This window comes from Salinicoccus sesuvii (assembly GCF_042648145.1).
Lineage (GTDB): Bacteria > Bacillota > Bacilli > Staphylococcales > Salinicoccaceae > Salinicoccus > Salinicoccus sesuvii.
This window is the reverse complement of the sequence record NZ_JBHRWV010000009.1, coordinates 36,214-51,199: the sequence shown is the minus strand read 5'-3', so window position 1 is coordinate 51,199 and position 14,986 is coordinate 36,214. Positions and strand designations below refer to the sequence as shown.

Below are 14,986 nucleotides of genomic sequence, written 5' to 3'. Positions count from 1 at the left end.
AAAGTAGAATCTCTTTTTTTTCTTGAATAGTCCCCCTTCATCTATTGAATGGAGATGAGCGCCTGTGTGTAAGAGCGAAGGTAGAGTATGTTATTATTTTGGAAAAAGGATGAGTCCATGGCTGACATAATTATATTGGATGATACAGAAATTAAACTGAAAGCACTTGAATTAAACAAGGTGGATGGACGACGCGAAGTTGCATTCATTTTTGATGTATCGAGTGAAGACTATCATGATATCGCAGTACTGCTCTACAGGGCGACGTTCGATGTCAATGTTCCAGAGGAAGGGCTTGAGTTCAGAGGTACAATTATCAACTATTCCACTTCACTAGACAATCTCTACGAAGAAAATCAGACTGGGGAATTCAGAGTCACACTTCAGGAAGTCGGAGCATAAGGGGAGGGCCATATGAAACTGAGTATATTGGATCAAGCACCAGTAGCAGATGGACAGACAGCTAAAGAGGCGCTGGAGGCTTCCCTGAAATTGGCACAAACAGGGGATGCGTACGGTTATACACGTTTTTGGGTAGCGGAACATCACGGCTGGTCGAGTCTCGCTTCCAGCTCGCCAGAGGTGTTCCTCGGCTACGTCGGTACCAAGACCAATCGGATAAGGATCGGTTCCGGGGCAGTCCTTCTACCTTACTATAAACCCTATAAAGTCGCCGAAAACTTTAATATGTTGGCCACACTGTTTGGAGACCGTGTAGACATCGGTATCGGCAGAGCTCCAGGAGGTTCTGCAGAGGTGTCTGAAGCGCTGTCAGATGGATTTCTAAGGCAGGTCTTTAAAATGCCTGAATTGGTTGATGAACTAATTGGCTATGTAGAAGATACGAATGCAGATGTATCAGCACACCCGACGCCACCAGCCAAGCCCGAACTATGGATGCTTGGGACAAGCAGAAAGAGTGCAGTGTTTGCAGCTGAGAAGGGCCTTGCCTACTGTTTTGGCCAGTTCATGAGTGATGAAGCGGGGGCGGATATATTAAACATTTATCGTGAAAAGTATACCTCGCGTCATGACAATACTCCATACACTATTATGGGCATATCGGTCGTATGTGCTGAGACTACTGAGGCAGCTGAGGAGATCGCTTCGAGTTGGCTGGTCTGGCAGTTACAGCAATCCCATGGCTTAAACGGCGCAGTGCCCTCCATTGAAGCCGCTAAAGCATACGATATAACGCCCGAAGACGAACAAAAAATCGCCGATATGAAAAAGAAGATGATCATTGGAAACCCAAGCCAAGTTACAAGCGCGCTAAAAGCACTCCAAAATGATTCAGGCGTGGATGAATTCATGATCATTACTATTACTTTCTCCCCAGAAGATAAGCGGAAATCCTATCAGTATATTGCACAGGCCTTGAAAGAATAGCCATCCGGGACCGGATGGCTATTTTCTATTCTAATGAGCAGCCCCGAGCTTTGAGAGCTGTTCTAATCCAATATTACCTCCTGAAATGACAAAGCATACCTTCTCAACTAAAGCAGGCGAATAGGCCCCGTCAAGAATTGCTGCGGGACCGATGGCACCGGATGGCTCAGATAAAATTTTGGATTCTATGAGCATGAGCTCTACAGCTTTTATTGTAGCGTCATCTGCCACTTTCAACATACCATCGGCATATGTCTGTACAATTGGAAAATTAAGTTTGCCTGGCTGAGCTGTGACGAGGGCATCCGCTATGGTATTTCTGCTTTCCACCTTCACTCTTTTCTTTTGGGTAAGACTTTCACTATAGCGGGGCATATTATAGGGCTCTGCACCAAGAATTCTGATGTCTGTGTTTGACTGCTTGATCGCAGTGAGTAGGCCTGCAAGCAACCCGCCCCCACTTGTCGGCACGATAACTGTATCAAGCGCAGGGTGTTGGGAGAGTATTTCAAGCCCGACTGTCCCCTGGCCGACGATGATTTCCTCATCATCATATGGGTGGAAAAGTGTGTACCCATGTACTTCTGCCAAACGTTCACTCACGGCGAACCGCTCTGTTACATCACATTCGACTACTGTAGCACCATACTGTTCGATGGCGGCAATTTTGAATGGGGAAGCGGTATTTGGTACGACCACCGTAGCTTCGATGCCAAGCTGTTTCGCAGCATGTGCCACAGCTTTGCCATGGTTGCCGGAAGAGGCAGTAACAATGCCGTTTTGCTTCTCTTTTAATGTGAGGTTAAGCATCTTGTTAATTGCACCGCGATATTTAAATGAATGCGTCACCTGCATGTTTTCAAGTTTAAGATAGACTTCGCATCCCAAAATCTCATCTAGAGCATATGTCCGTATCAGTGGTGTTTTGATGATATAGGGAGCAATCTTAGACTGCGCTTCTTTAATAGCCGCCAATGTTATTTTCATCAATCATCTTCCTTTCTAACTTTAATTATACAGGTGCAATAAAAACACGCAATTTTATGAAAAATAGATGTTTTGGTTGCTGTAATAATCATTGTACATTTATGATAAGTGAAAGACCGAACAAGGAGGAAGAGGAATGAAGGCAGTTTACCACGAAAAAGAAAAAGGCATGGCAGGTGTGAAGTATGGTGATATGGAGATTCCTGAACCAGGACCGGGAGAAGTAAGAATCAGGTTGAAATCAGCAGGGCTTAATCACAGAGACCTTATGATCCCAAATCGTCACCAGCCTGAAGATCCGGCGCTCGTTCTCGGTTCTGATGGTGCTGGTATCGTGGACGCGATAGGTCCTGACGTAGAGCATGTGAAGTCTGGTGATGCGGTCATTGTTAACCCCGCGCTCGGATGGAATAAAAACAGTGACGCGCCCCCGCAAGGATTCGAAATCGTGGGTCTTCCGGGTCATGGTACTTTTGCTGAATACATTGTCTTACCACAAGAGAATGCGGTGCCAAAACCAGAGTATCTAGACTGGCAGGAAGCTGGGGTGTACGCTCTTTCTGCTATGACTGCCTACCGTGCGCTCTTTACTCGCGGAGCAGTAAAAGCGGGGACACGCGTCCTGATTCCGGGAGGCACAGGTGGCGCAGGGATATATCTTATACAATTTGCTAAAGCAGCCGGAGCGATCGTCTACGTTACTTCGCGTTCACAGGAGAAAAGAGAAAAGGCGCTCGAACTCGGCGCTGATTTTGCAATCGACAGTGAAGGGGACTGGGAGGATGCAATGGACGGGATGAAGGTGGATGTGGTCATCGAGAGTGTTGGCGCCTCTACTTTCAATAAATCACTCGACCAGCTCAGAAAAGGTGGGACCATCGTTGCATTCGGTGCTTCTACAGGAGACACTGTAGATTTCAATCTCAGAAAGTTCTTCTATGGCCAGTTCAATTTCTTTGGTTCCACTATGGCGAGCACTGAGGAACTCCTTGATATGCTCAGATTTTCTGAGAAGCATCAAATCAGACCGCTGATAGACCAAAACCATCTGCTCTCCGATTTCAAGGTGGCATTTAACTACTTGGAAAGTGCAGACATGATGGGTAAGATCGCTCTGACAATTGAAGAATAGTGTATTTTAAAAAGGTGATAAAGCTCTAAAGCGCTGTGTTTAAGTAAAAACTTGTGGAAATTGAATCTGTCGGTTTTATAGTCTTAGTGACATGTGCATGATAGGTTTAAGAAATCTATATTGTCAGGGAGAGGTAGAGGGATGAATGGAAATAGGAAGAGTCGATTTTCGGAAATACTTACAACATCGACAAAACTGGGTCTGACATCGTTTGGAGGACCAGTCGCTCATCTTGCTTATTTCAAGGATGAATATGTGGACAGAAGGAAATGGCTTGATGACAAGACATATGCAGAGATTATCGCGTTGTGCCAGTTTTTACCGGGACCTGCAAGCAGCCAAGTCGGCATCTCTATAGGTATTCTGAGAGGTGGCCTGATTGGTGGTCTGCTTTCTTGGATTGGATTCACTTTGCCATCGGTTTTGGTCTTGATTGTATTCGCATTGATGTACCAGGCACTCAATCTTGAAGGCGCGCAGTTCATCCAAAGTCTTAAAGTTGTAGCAGTGGCAGTAGTTTTGCATGCACTAATTGGTATGGGGCAGAAATTAACACCTGACCGACCAAGAATTGCGATGGCGATTATTGCCGGTGCTGTCATGCTACTCTATCCTTCTGCCTGGGTACAAATCATCGTCATTATTGTTGGCGGTGTGGCTGGATATCTGATATTCAGACAGCGTGCCGAGTCGAATATCGCAGTGTTTAAAATCAGCATCTCAAAAAAGATGGGAATTGCTGCTTTGGGTATTCTCGGTGGCCTGCTCGTTCTTCTGCCAATGCTCAACCGGACCATCGACCATGCACTACTCAATATTTTTGATATCTTCTTCAGGGTCGGTGCGCTCGTGTTTGGCGGTGGTCATGTCGTTCTACCGATGATTGAGCGTGAAGTTGTTCCCACAGGACTTATGGAAGCAAATGAATTTCTTGCCGGTTACGGCATGGCACAGGCTGTCCCTGGTCCGCTCTTTACTTTCGCGAGCTATCTTGGGACGATCATGGCCGGTGTGCCTGGCGGCATTGTGGCAACGATTGCTATCTTTCTACCCTCCTTCCTGCTGATCATCGGCGCTCTGCCGTTTCTCAATATGTTAAGAAAGTATGATGCATTCCAAGGTGTTCTGGTGGGTGTGAATGCAGTTGTCGTTGGAATTCTGTTGGCAGCTTTCTACGACCCGGTCTTCACGAGTTCCATTTTCGAACCTGTTGATTTTGTGCTTGCTCTTATATTGTTCTTCCTACTCTCTGTGTGGAAACTTCCGGCTTGGATGGTAGTGCTCGTAGGCATAGTTGCCGGCTACATACTGCATCTGCCATTGTTCGTGTAATCGCTCCGGGTATAGGTTGTCAGTGGTCTTGGTGGGGTATATTGTCTTTAATGGCTTTTCAATCGATTGATAAATGGAGTGAGCTATATGGCGGAGTTCAAGAATGAAACAGGCACTTATGAAATGGATGTAGGTAACTTCGAGATTTTCTTTAGGAAACGCTATAACTTATTATCCATTTTAAACGACCTGTCACTAGGCGTATGGTTTACTGTAGGGAGTATACTATTCTTCTGGTCTGCAACGCAGACTTTTGGGACAGCTCTGTTCGTGCTTGGTAGTCTGCAGCTCCTCGGCCGGCCGGTATTGAAACTGGTCCACGCACTCTTTATGAAAAGATCAACACAAAGGATACGTAATTCTGATAAGCCAAGTGATTGAACGATAGTCACGGCTTGCAATCAAATTAAGCGAACTGGATTGGAGGGGATAAAATGTACAAAAACATACTTCTCGCCATAGATGGTTCCGAAAATAGCCAGCGGGCGGGATACGAAGCAGCTAAGCTGGCATTGGCCGATACAGTTAGTGTGACAATACTGCATGTCATGGATCCGGAAGATACACAAAAAGATGTTGTGCGGTCGACTTCGGAGCGACATCTGAATAAGCAGAGAAAAGATATACTTTCTTCGATTATTCGTTTTTTCGATGAACAGGCAGTTGACCATGAATACGTGATACGGCGTGGACTCCCTGCAAGAAAAGTCATCGAGGAAGCGAATACAGGAAATTACGATGTGCTGGTCATCGGCAGCCGAGGTCTCAATATATTTCAAGAGATGGTGCTCGGCAGTGTAAGTCATAAAGTGGTCAAACACGCACGTATCCCTGTAGTAATCGTAAAATAGACACTTCCAATGTGGGAGGGTCTATTTTTTATGCGTGTTGCGCTATAAAATTAGATATGATAATTTTAATAAAACATATGTTTTGAAAATTCAAACAAATAGTGAGGTGTGTAATGCTCATTCTCAGTGAAAAGGATATAAAGTCGTTTTACGGTATGTCGCATTGTATGGAGGATATCAAGAGCATGCTAGTTCATAAGATGGATGGGAGCATCGTGAGTCCCCACCGTACTGTGATCGAAGCTAAGGAAACGAATGGATCAGCACTTTATATGCCGAACCTGGATATTTATGAAAAATTCATCAGTATGAAGGCGGTCACCATATTTCCGAATAACCCTTCAAAAGGGAAACCCACGACTCAAGGTGTACTCCTGCTCTCAGATGCACAGGACGGCAGTCATCTGGCTATGCTAAATGCATCCTACCTGACACGCCTGAGAACAGGTGCCCTCACTGGATTAGCTACAGATCAACTGGCCAGAGAGAATGCGGATACACTGCTTGTCATTGGAACAGGGGCGATGGCTTTCGAACAGGTACTAGGTGTTCTTGAAGTGAGAACGATAGCGAGGATCATGCTTTTTAATCCAACGGTTGAAAAAGCACATTCATTCATGAACAAACTGCGTGATTTTGGCATCAGCTCTGAAGTCGATATCGAAATCCACAAAAATGTGGATGAAGCAGTCCGGCAGGCAGATGTCATCTGCTGCAGTACAAGATCCAAGGTACCTGTATTTAACGGTAAGGATGTACGTCCCGGTACACATGTCAATGGCGTCGGGTCATATTTACCTTCCATGCGGGAGGTAGATTTCGAATTTATCCAATGTGCAGATAAGATTGTCGTCGACGACTTTGATGGCGCGTCACAAGAAGCGGGTGAATTGATCGATGCAAATAGTCAAGATGAGTGGTCATACAGTAAACTTCATGGTGAATTGATGGGGATGGTCACAGGGGATATCTCAGGTCGCCAGAATGATAGTGAGATTACATTCTTCAAATCGGTGGGGGCAGCTTATTTCGACTCTGCATCAGCTATTGGCGTATATAAAGAAGCGCAGGAACGAAACGTAGGAACATCTGTGAAAGTTTGATATTTGGAGGGTGGCAATGATGCAACGATCAAAGTTCAAAGATCCAGGGTTCATACTCGCTATTGTCGTACTGACATACTCCGCTTTTGTCTGGATATGGTGGCCGCACGAGACGTATATTGCAGGTGTCGCACTGACTGCCTGGCTCATGCTGGCCGGAATTATTCTGTGGTTCGGCTTGGCAATCCTCTATGTCTTATGGATAGAGCGTGTGGAGAAATTAGTGCAGAAAGAAACAGAAAGGCAGGATGCATATGAGGATTACTGAAGCGGTCATTGTCCTTTTATATTTGCTGTTCATGATTGGAATCGGACTATATTTCTACAAAAGAGCACGCTCATCTTCTTCCGACTACTATACCGCCGGTTCAAATATCAATACTTTCGTCGGTGCATTCGCTATTGCTGCGGCTGTGGCCAGTTCAAGTTCACTGATGGGAGCAGTTGGTTCCGGAGTAACACTCGGTCTGCCTTTTTTCTTTGCATATGCCTTTGGTGCAATCGGTATTCTGCCTTTTGCGATGTTTCTGATTTCAGGACAAGTGAGGCGGGCAGGGGTGAAAACGATGCCCGACTTCTTCGATCAGAGGTTCGGACGTCCTGTTCAGATTCTTGCGGCAATCATCGTTGTCTTGGCGATGACATTCTATATGGTTCCGCAACTTACCGCTTCAGGTCTAATCGGCTCTTACGTTCTTGGCATCGACTACATCTGGGCAGTCATCATCCTCGGTCTTGGATTTACTATCTATGCGGCACTTGGCGGCATGTGGGCCATTACATATACTGACCTTTTCCAAGGCGCCATCATGTTGCTCGGTGTCATTGTGCTAGTGATGTTCATCTTATTCGACCATGGGGGGATATCGACACTGCTCGCCGACGCACTCTCGATAGATCCAGCGTTCGGCGATGTCACTCAACCATGGATGGCCTATTTTGGTCTATTCATAGCTTTTCTATGGTTCGGTATCATTTCACCATCGGTGGTGATGCGTAATTTTGCATCAAGAGATGCCAAAACTGCCCGGCGCTCTTCGATGTGGGGGACACTCATCTATCTACTCCTTTTTCTAGGGGGTATGGTTGTTGCGATGGCCGGTGCAAACCTTGGTATTGCTGGAGAGCTGGACAATGCAGATATGATTTTCGTATCTGTTGTTGAACATTATTTGCCGCCAATCATCGGTGGTATCATGCTTGCAGGTCTGCTCGCATCAATTATGTCATCAGCGGATGCGATGTTGCTGGCTGTATCAGCTGGTGTCGCATACGATATCTATAAGAAAAACATCAATAAAAATGCGAGCGAGCAGCTCATTACTCTACTCAGTCTGATCGTAATGATGACAGCTAGTGTCATCGGCATTCTCATCGCCATCAACCCCCCACAACTGATCGCGATTATGGTCGGATGGGTCGGTGGATTTCTGTTATCTTCCTTCGGTGTGCCATTTGTTCTCGGTGTATGGTGGAAGCGTGCTAACAAGCAGGGTGCTTTCGCTGGAATGCTCGGGGGCGCCGTCGTCTTCTTGATACTTGTCTCGGTTCAGGTACTTCCGACGAATGCTGAACCCATCATTGCCGCGCCGATATCTTTGATTCTCACTGTAGGAGTAAGTTTGATGACACCCGCGCCGTCAAAAGAAATTCAGGCCCAGGTCGATCGCTACCATACGCATATCGAAGCAGAAGGCAAAGCGGCTGCCGGTTCTCCGGAGGTGCCAGTCGATGCTGATTGATAAGCAGGAAAAATACATCGAACGGCTTGGTGCTTCATCTGTGGCGCAAGACGAAATTCCACGCTTTATCAGGCGAGCATCTGGAGTGATGCGCAAGTTCAGTGTATCAGTCAGCGAAGAGGTCATCAGACAGCGGTTGGAAAGTATCCATCTGATCCATCACCCAGTATGGATTATAAAAAACACGGTCATTGCCGCGCGGCGTCCGTTTAAACCGAAACGCACACCCAATATGATATTCGTAGATGCTGTCTCAGGCTATCGCGGACTGCTTTCCACAGTACCTGCAATACACGAAGTGGCTGTAGAAAAAGACAGCATCGTCCGGGCTACCATTGACCAATCTGAGGTCGACCGATATATAGAAGATGTACAGGCAAAGCAGATTGATCGCTCGTATGTACTCAAGAAGCCACATCACGAGTCCTCGGACCTCAGACTTGTACACTTACCCTTATGGAAAGTTGTGCTGAGGGGGGAACGGCAAGATGAGATCTATTACATTAATGCCAATACAGGGGAATCGGAGTACTTTATGAGCAGACGATGGAACAGCGGTGAAGACCTAATCGATTAGTAGAATAGAAGGAGTGCAGTATGGAAACAATCATATTCTTCGTAACGACGTTTGCGATTGTCATCCAGGCGTTTTATCTTCATTTCTTTTCTAGTAGTAGGCGTTATTTTAGTTTTGACGATGCTAATTTTACAGAACAGGAGCTCTTGCAGCTTGAAGATTCCTGGGTTGTCATTTTTGAGAGATTCTCGATTTTTATGATTTTTGGTCTCTTCATATTTGCAGTCATCCATCACCTTTACATCGACCCAGTCAACTCGGTGTGGTTTATTATTTCAATTTACATCATCATGTTCCTGATGCTCGCAATAAACAACTGTAAAGTATATCGGATGACGCACAGGCGTAAGCACTTGTGGCACTCAATCTGGCCGATTCTTCTCATACCGGTGACCCTCTATATGATGCTGTCATTGAGTATAGACAAAGTAGAAGTAACATTCGAAGGAGACGGGGCTATGATAAGTGGTGAGATGTGGAAAACCCATTATAGCGATATCGATCAGATCGAAATGGTCCAGGAGCTTCCGCCGCTTCCAGTAGATAACCGGATGTCCGGTATTGGTCCTCATATCCACGGGGATTTTCTAAAAGATGATAAAGGATATACGTTCCATATAGAGGATCGCTCAAATAAAATGATACGACTGGCCATTCACGACCGGTACATCTATTTCAATTCAAGTGACGAGACAGTGACATCGCAGTGGTACAGTGAGCTTGTAGCGCATATGGAATAGGGGTGCAATCAATAAGATTGCGCCTTTTTGTTTTTAAGCTCATGGTATGGCATAATTTTTCAAAGGAGGCGTTATGATGATATTTACATTGATATACATATTGTTTGCTGGTTTGCTCCTCAAATCTTTCCATACCCGCTACATATCTGAGAAGAGAAAGTATTTCAGCTTTGACGACCGTCGGTTTACAGATGACGACTATTTGAAGGTACAAAGTCTGCACCTCGGCCGACTGGAGAATGTATTTCTTTTTATCATGCTCGTTCTCCTACTTCTAGCGTTGGGTATCCATATTTTCGTCGATCCTGTGCTTTCAATATGGATACTTGGAGCCTTCGTTGCGACAATGATGCTTCTGAGCCTCATTGTCGATTTCAAACTCTACACTGTAACCTACGACCGGAGTCATCTCATTATGGCGATCATATGGTCCGGGGTGGTTGTAGGTATATTCATTTTTCTTTTCGCACGCAGTACTGCAGATGTCGATATGACTTTTGAAGAGGGGTATGCGAATGTAACACCTGGTGAGGTAGAGTATGAGTATGACGAAATAGAAGATGTACGAATGATATCCACAGTACCGGATATCCCTTTCAACCACAATGTGTTCGGAACCTTGCATCAACGCCATGGTTATTTTGCAGAAGGTGGTGCACACCATTTCCTGAACATCGAAGATACGAGGAGTGAGATGGTGATGATTAAAAAAGGGGAAACTCACATTTATGTCAATGACGCAGAGAATGCAGTGACAAGAGCATGGTATGAAAACTTGAGAACAAATATAGAATAGGCTTTCTTTTAACATGAAAGGTGCTTCGTATTGTATTATTAGGTGGAGCAAAGTCAAATTTCAGAATGAGGTGCGAAGGATGCAGGACAAAAGTATAATTTTCTTTGATATAGACGGAACATTATTAAATAGCGAGAAAAAGCTGCCTGATACAACACGGCAGGCAGTGGATGCGCTGAAAAAGGCCGGGCACATCGTCGCAATAGCGACCGGTCGGGCACCATTTATGTACAAGGAGCTAAGAGAGGCACTTGATATAGATACATATATCAGCTGCAACGGGCAGTATGTCGTACTGGAAGGGGAGGTCATCTACAAAAATCCACTAGATGCGCATGCGCTATCAGATTTGACCGAGCACGCGCTTGAGAATGACCATCCTGTCATCTATCTGAGCGAAGATGACATGCGCTCAAATGTACCTGAGCACGAATATATTACAGAAGGTCTCTCTACTTTGCAGCTGGGCATTACACCCACTCATGACTCCTCTTATCACGAAGAAAAAGAACTCTATCAGACGCTACTCTTTTGTCCTGAAGGGGAGGAGCAGCAATACGAGGAAGCTTACAATAAATTTGATTTTGTCAGGTGGCATCCGTTATCTGTTGACGTTATTCCAAAAGGGGGGTCGAAAGCAAATGGCATCGAGAAGATCATAAATCATCTCGATTTCTCTGGTGATAGGCAATATGCTTTCGGTGATGGGCCGAACGACGTAGAAATGTTGACTGCTGTTGAGAATAGCTATGCAATGGGGAACGCAACCGACCTGGTTAAATCCTACGCCAAACACGTTACCAGTCATGTCGATGAAGACGGTATACTGAATGGTCTGAAACAAGCTGGACTGATCCAAGAATAAATTTTAAACCTCCCGGGTAAATGTGCTCTGGAGGTTTTTTAATGGCTATTATCCAGAGGGGTCTCACTTTTTTGAATCCATGTGAAAGGTTTTTGAAATTTTGATACCGGGTATCTGAAGAGGGAAATGTACAATCCAGATGAATTGAGAGGATGAGAAGATGGAAAGAGTGAAGATTGGAGATACCGATATAGAGGCGACACGCATTGCGCTCGGAACCTGGGCCATGGGTGGCGTAATGTGGCAAAATGAGCCGGATGAAGCGGCAGCCATACGGACTGTCCATGAGGCGTTCAATCAAGGAATCAATATGATCGATACGGCTCCCGACTATGGTTTGGGAAGATCGGAGACATTCATTGGTAAGGCGTTGGAGCAATCTGACGTGAAGCGGGAAGATATCGTTCTTGCAGGAAAGCCAGGCATAGATTGGACCAAGGATGGAGATGTCTATCGCGATATGCGTCCTGAGCGAGTGGAAGAAGAAGTGGATAATACACTCAAGCGGCTGAAAACAGACTATCTAGATTTATATCAAGTCCATTGGCTGGACAAGGAAGTACCGATGGAAGAAATGGCCGGAAAGATGAAGCAACTGTATGACAAAGGCAAAATACGCGCCATCGGGGTGACCAACTTTACACCTGAAGAGATGGATGCATTCCGTGAGGAAGCGCCACTCCATGTTACGCAGAACCAGTTCAATATGCTCCAGCGCGGACAGAGAAGTTGCTTCACCTATGGTGCAAAGCATCAAATGACCGGTCTTGCGTGGGCCCCTATGGCTCATGGCATGCTCACTGGTAAGATGGATAAATCGACACGCTTTTCTGAAGAGGATATCAGACGTACGCATCCGATGTATTCAAAAGAACAGTTTGTCAGGCATATGGACGCTGTTGAAGAGTTAGAGGCCTTTGCCAAGGAGCGCAATAAGAGCATACCCCAACTTGCGATGCGCTGGGTCCTATCACAGCCAGGACTCGACATTGCCCTCTGGGGTGCACGGAAGCCAGAACAGCTGAAGGATGTCGAAGGGACTACAAATTGGATTCTCGACGAGACTGAGTTAAGGGAGATAGATGATATACTAAAGCGTTATGTTGATGATTTAAACAGCAACTATCTCAATCATTATGCACCCCCTCACCGCTCTGAATTATAGGAAAATAGAGGTTCGGCTCCAGTTTCTCTATATTTGTGAACACCGTGTGAAAGACTGGTGAGGAGCGTTTTGAGGGAAAGACTTAGGGTATAGTTATCATGATCATACTCAAAGAAAGGTGAGGACCAATGGCCAATACAGACAACAAACAGGAAGTAAGAGATGCACTTAACCTACAGGTCGCAAACTTTACAGTATTATGGACGAAACTTCATAACTATCACTGGTATGTAAAGGGCGCGAACTTCTTCTCCCTTCATGCCAAATTCGAGGAGCTTTACGGTACAGCTTCCACCTACGTGGATGAGTTGGCTGAAAGACTTTTAGCAATTGGGGGAGAACCAATAGGTAAACAGTCTGAAGCAATTGAAAGATCAAGTATCGCAGAGGCTGAATATGAAGTCGATGCCAACGCGATGGTGAAGCAGCTCGTAGCAGACTACGATGCTGTCATTGGAGAACTCGATGCAGGCATCAAGTCGGCTGAAGCGGCCGGTGACGATCGTACGGCCGATATTTTCATCGGCATGGTTACAGATATTGAAAAGAATAACTGGATGCTTAAATCTTTCCTCGGGAAGGAAGTCGCCCAGTAAATTAAAGAAGCTCGGCTCTCTCTAGGAGAGCCGGGCTTCTTTAATTTTTGTAAATGTTACTGCTTATTGTAGCCATATTCCTTATCTGCTGATGACCCTTCAGGTTTTCGGATATTGTGCTTCCATGCTTCGTCTTCATCTATCATCTTTTTAACAGCATAGATTGTCAGGAATTGTAGAATGATGATTGGAATACCCATCATTCCAGAGATGATTTCAAGTGGTGCCAGACCACCTATCTGCATCAGTACGAGTGCTAGACCTGTAATAACGAAAGCGATGAAAATCCTCAGGAATTTCGATGGATCCTGTTCACTCATGTCATTTCGACTAGTGTAAGCCGCAATTGTAAATGTTGTGGAATCTAGGGTGGTCGTCAGGAAAATCATTGCGATAATGATGTAGAGTACCATAACGAATCCCGACCATGGCAGAGTCTGCAGTATATCCGGTATCATCTGTACCGCTTCTTGATCTTCAGCCAATGATAGGACATCAAGTTCACCATTAAGCTGTCTGTGTACACCGAGTCCACCTAGGATACCGGTCGCAATCCACGACAGGGCAGTTGGTGCCAGCAGGTACGTTAGAATCATCTCTTTGATGGTCCGTCCTTTAGAAATTTTCGCTGCGAACACACTGTGTAGCATCGCCCAAGTAGCACTATAAGCAATCCAGAAAATCATATGATCTCTCATGTGAGCTGTCTGTTCGAGTGCCAAGGAATCTGTGAATAGAGAATACGTCATGTAATTGTTCAACAAGTGACCGATTGTATCTGTGAAGTAGTCCAAAATGAATATACCAGGACCGATGACCAGAATGAATAGGGCCAAGAAAGCGGCAAGATATATATTAAGGACACTGAGACGTTTGATTCCTTTTTCGATACCAAGGTAGGCACTCAGTGAGAATAATGCCACCCATATTATGGTCACAATCATTGTCATGGTAAAGGTGACTTCTATATTAAGAAGGGCACCGAGATTCGAGGTAATGATTGGAGTTCCTAGTCCTAGGGTCACTGCTGCACCGGAAAGGATACTGACCAAGAAGAGGATATCAATTAATATGCCACCGATACCATCTGTAAATCGATCGCCGAATATTACACGCGTCGCTTCCGAAACGCGCATCATTGGACGTTTTTTTACGTGTATGACGTAGGCAATCGCTGGTGCCGTCATTACGAATATGGAAAATATCTGAAAGCTCCACATGTACATGGAGTAGGCATTGCCCCAGAGCAATGCATCTGTCGACCCCGCTTCAATACCAAACGGAGGACTGTTTGCCACTTCAGCCCATTGAACCATCCCGGTTCTCATAATCGTAGAGCCAAGTCCCATGGCAATAAGTATAGAAGCATAAGAAATCAGTGAAAATCGTGGCTTTTCATCCGGTTCTCCAAGTACAACTTTACCGTATTTTGAAAATGAAAGATAAAGACCGGCGATAAGAAGGAGCGTGGCGTACCATATATAGCCCCAACCGAAGTTGTCGATGATCTGATCGAAAATACCGTTGAGGAGCTCCAGTGATTGTGTCTCGTAAATTGCGAGTGGGACACTGACTAGAAGTATAAGAATTAAGGAAGGCAAAAAGATTTTCCAGTCTATTGCTTTCATCCCACTCCTTTTTGTTTTATCCGACATAAAAACGCTCCCTACATATTATTATTTGAAATTAATCGCATATTACATATATATAA

At 45.2% G+C, this 14,986-nt stretch carries 17 protein-coding genes; 15 read left to right on the top strand and 2 right to left on the bottom strand.

What is annotated here, in order from left to right; all coding sequences use genetic code 11:
- The first annotated feature begins 117 nt into the window (after nucleotides 1-117).
- Both ACFOJ8_RS10720 and ACFOJ8_RS10715 read left to right on the top strand, forming a co-directional pair.
- Nucleotides 118-402 (top strand): DUF3219 family protein, encoded by a 285-nt coding sequence (locus ACFOJ8_RS10720; protein ID WP_380650489.1) that lies wholly within the window; start codon nucleotides 118-120, stop codon nucleotides 400-402.
- Between the two features lie 12 nt (nucleotides 403-414).
- Nucleotides 415-1,389, top strand: a complete 975-nt coding sequence (locus tag ACFOJ8_RS10715) for an LLM class flavin-dependent oxidoreductase (RefSeq protein ID WP_380650487.1) — start codon at nucleotides 415-417, stop codon at nucleotides 1,387-1,389.
- Between the two features lie 30 nt (nucleotides 1,390-1,419).
- Here the strand turns inward: ACFOJ8_RS10715 and ACFOJ8_RS10710 are convergent, their stop codons facing one another.
- Complete coding sequence (locus ACFOJ8_RS10710) at nucleotides 1,420-2,376, bottom strand: threonine ammonia-lyase (protein WP_380650485.1); 957 nt, start codon at nucleotides 2,374-2,376, stop codon at nucleotides 1,420-1,422.
- 136 nt (nucleotides 2,377-2,512) lie between these two features.
- On the opposite strand from ACFOJ8_RS10710, the gene ACFOJ8_RS10705 reads away from it, so the two are divergent.
- The 13 genes from ACFOJ8_RS10705 (at nucleotide 2,513) to ACFOJ8_RS10645 (ending at nucleotide 13,275) form a co-directional block, all read left to right on the top strand.
- Nucleotides 2,513-3,508, top strand: coding sequence for a zinc-binding dehydrogenase (locus ACFOJ8_RS10705; RefSeq protein WP_380650483.1), 996 nt, complete (start codon nucleotides 2,513-2,515; stop codon nucleotides 3,506-3,508).
- Between the two features lie 141 nt (nucleotides 3,509-3,649).
- Entirely contained in the window at nucleotides 3,650-4,840 is a 1,191-nt protein-coding gene (gene chrA, locus ACFOJ8_RS10700) for a chromate efflux transporter (protein WP_380650481.1), read from the top strand.
- Between the two features lie 87 nt (nucleotides 4,841-4,927).
- Complete coding sequence (locus tag ACFOJ8_RS10695) at nucleotides 4,928-5,221, top strand: YrhK family protein (RefSeq protein ID WP_380650479.1); 294 nt, start codon at nucleotides 4,928-4,930, stop codon at nucleotides 5,219-5,221.
- Nucleotides 5,222-5,274: 53 nt separating this feature from the next.
- Nucleotides 5,275-5,691 carry a universal stress protein gene (locus ACFOJ8_RS10690; protein WP_380650477.1) on the top strand — a complete coding sequence of 139 codons (417 nt, stop codon included), beginning with the start codon at nucleotides 5,275-5,277 and terminating at the stop codon, nucleotides 5,689-5,691.
- A 113-nt stretch (nucleotides 5,692-5,804) separates the two neighbouring features.
- Nucleotides 5,805-6,794 carry an ornithine cyclodeaminase family protein gene (locus tag ACFOJ8_RS10685; RefSeq protein WP_380650475.1) on the top strand — a complete coding sequence of 330 codons (990 nt, stop codon included), beginning with the start codon at nucleotides 5,805-5,807 and terminating at the stop codon, nucleotides 6,792-6,794.
- A gap of 16 nt (nucleotides 6,795-6,810) precedes the next feature.
- A complete protein-coding gene (locus ACFOJ8_RS10680) occupies nucleotides 6,811-7,062 on the top strand; it encodes a hypothetical protein (RefSeq protein ID WP_380650473.1) in 252 nt (83 codons plus the stop codon).
- Nucleotides 7,049-8,536 (top strand): sodium:solute symporter family protein, encoded by a 1,488-nt coding sequence (locus tag ACFOJ8_RS10675; RefSeq protein ID WP_380650471.1) that lies wholly within the window; start codon nucleotides 7,049-7,051, stop codon nucleotides 8,534-8,536. The genes ACFOJ8_RS10680 and ACFOJ8_RS10675 overlap by 14 nt, the downstream gene beginning before the upstream one ends.
- Nucleotides 8,526-9,113, top strand: a complete 588-nt coding sequence (locus ACFOJ8_RS10670; RefSeq protein WP_380650469.1) for a hypothetical protein — start codon at nucleotides 8,526-8,528, stop codon at nucleotides 9,111-9,113. Before ACFOJ8_RS10675 ends, ACFOJ8_RS10670 begins: the two co-directional genes overlap by 11 nt.
- A gap of 20 nt (nucleotides 9,114-9,133) precedes the next feature.
- Nucleotides 9,134-9,853 (top strand): hypothetical protein, encoded by a 720-nt coding sequence (locus ACFOJ8_RS10665; RefSeq protein WP_380650467.1) that lies wholly within the window; start codon nucleotides 9,134-9,136, stop codon nucleotides 9,851-9,853.
- Nucleotides 9,854-9,929: 76 nt separating this feature from the next.
- A complete protein-coding gene (locus ACFOJ8_RS10660; protein ID WP_380650465.1) occupies nucleotides 9,930-10,649 on the top strand; it encodes a hypothetical protein in 720 nt (239 codons plus the stop codon).
- 79 nt (nucleotides 10,650-10,728) lie between these two features.
- Nucleotides 10,729-11,514: a Cof-type HAD-IIB family hydrolase gene (locus ACFOJ8_RS10655; protein WP_380650463.1), complete on the top strand. Its 786-nt coding sequence runs from the start codon at nucleotides 10,729-10,731 to the stop codon at nucleotides 11,512-11,514.
- A gap of 160 nt (nucleotides 11,515-11,674) precedes the next feature.
- Nucleotides 11,675-12,679: an aldo/keto reductase gene (locus ACFOJ8_RS10650; RefSeq protein WP_380650461.1), complete on the top strand. Its 1,005-nt coding sequence runs from the start codon at nucleotides 11,675-11,677 to the stop codon at nucleotides 12,677-12,679.
- 128 nt (nucleotides 12,680-12,807) lie between these two features.
- On the top strand, nucleotides 12,808-13,275 hold the full coding sequence (locus ACFOJ8_RS10645; RefSeq protein ID WP_380650459.1) for a Dps family protein: 468 nt from the start codon (nucleotides 12,808-12,810) through the stop codon (nucleotides 13,273-13,275).
- 56 nt (nucleotides 13,276-13,331) lie between these two features.
- Here the strand turns inward: ACFOJ8_RS10645 and ACFOJ8_RS10640 are convergent, their stop codons facing one another.
- Nucleotides 13,332-14,930 carry a BCCT family transporter gene (locus ACFOJ8_RS10640; protein ID WP_380650457.1) on the bottom strand — a complete coding sequence of 533 codons (1,599 nt, stop codon included), beginning with the start codon at nucleotides 14,928-14,930 and terminating at the stop codon, nucleotides 13,332-13,334.
- Nucleotides 14,931-14,986: the final 56 nt, after the last annotated feature.

Bases quoted from the DNA above. Each gene is read 5' to 3' on its own strand.
- ACFOJ8_RS10675 (WP_380650471.1), top strand. From the start codon at position 7,049: ATGAGGATTACTGAAGCGGTCATTGTCCTTTTATATTTGCTGTTCATG.
- ACFOJ8_RS10645 (WP_380650459.1), top strand. From the start codon at position 12,808: ATGGCCAATACAGACAACAAACAGGAAGTAAGAGATGCACTTAACCTA.
- ACFOJ8_RS10665 (WP_380650467.1), top strand. From the start codon at position 9,134: ATGGAAACAATCATATTCTTCGTAACGACGTTTGCGATTGTCATCCAG.
- ACFOJ8_RS10660 (WP_380650465.1), top strand. From the start codon at position 9,930: ATGATATTTACATTGATATACATATTGTTTGCTGGTTTGCTCCTCAAA.
- chrA (WP_380650481.1), top strand. From the start codon at position 3,650: ATGAATGGAAATAGGAAGAGTCGATTTTCGGAAATACTTACAACATCG.
- ACFOJ8_RS10650 (WP_380650461.1), top strand. From the start codon at position 11,675: ATGGAAAGAGTGAAGATTGGAGATACCGATATAGAGGCGACACGCATT.
- ACFOJ8_RS10715 (WP_380650487.1), top strand. From the start codon at position 415: ATGAAACTGAGTATATTGGATCAAGCACCAGTAGCAGATGGACAGACA.
- ACFOJ8_RS10670 (WP_380650469.1), top strand. From the start codon at position 8,526: ATGCTGATTGATAAGCAGGAAAAATACATCGAACGGCTTGGTGCTTCA.
- ACFOJ8_RS10685 (WP_380650475.1), top strand. From the start codon at position 5,805: ATGCTCATTCTCAGTGAAAAGGATATAAAGTCGTTTTACGGTATGTCG.
- ACFOJ8_RS10720 (WP_380650489.1), top strand. From the start codon at position 118: ATGGCTGACATAATTATATTGGATGATACAGAAATTAAACTGAAAGCA.
- ACFOJ8_RS10640 (WP_380650457.1), bottom strand. From the start codon at position 14,930: ATGTCGGATAAAACAAAAAGGAGTGGGATGAAAGCAATAGACTGGAAA.
- ACFOJ8_RS10690 (WP_380650477.1), top strand. From the start codon at position 5,275: ATGTACAAAAACATACTTCTCGCCATAGATGGTTCCGAAAATAGCCAG.
- ACFOJ8_RS10695 (WP_380650479.1), top strand. From the start codon at position 4,928: ATGGCGGAGTTCAAGAATGAAACAGGCACTTATGAAATGGATGTAGGT.
- ACFOJ8_RS10710 (WP_380650485.1), bottom strand. From the start codon at position 2,376: ATGAAAATAACATTGGCGGCTATTAAAGAAGCGCAGTCTAAGATTGCT.
- ACFOJ8_RS10655 (WP_380650463.1), top strand. From the start codon at position 10,729: ATGCAGGACAAAAGTATAATTTTCTTTGATATAGACGGAACATTATTA.
- ACFOJ8_RS10680 (WP_380650473.1), top strand. From the start codon at position 6,811: ATGATGCAACGATCAAAGTTCAAAGATCCAGGGTTCATACTCGCTATT.
- ACFOJ8_RS10705 (WP_380650483.1), top strand. From the start codon at position 2,513: ATGAAGGCAGTTTACCACGAAAAAGAAAAAGGCATGGCAGGTGTGAAG.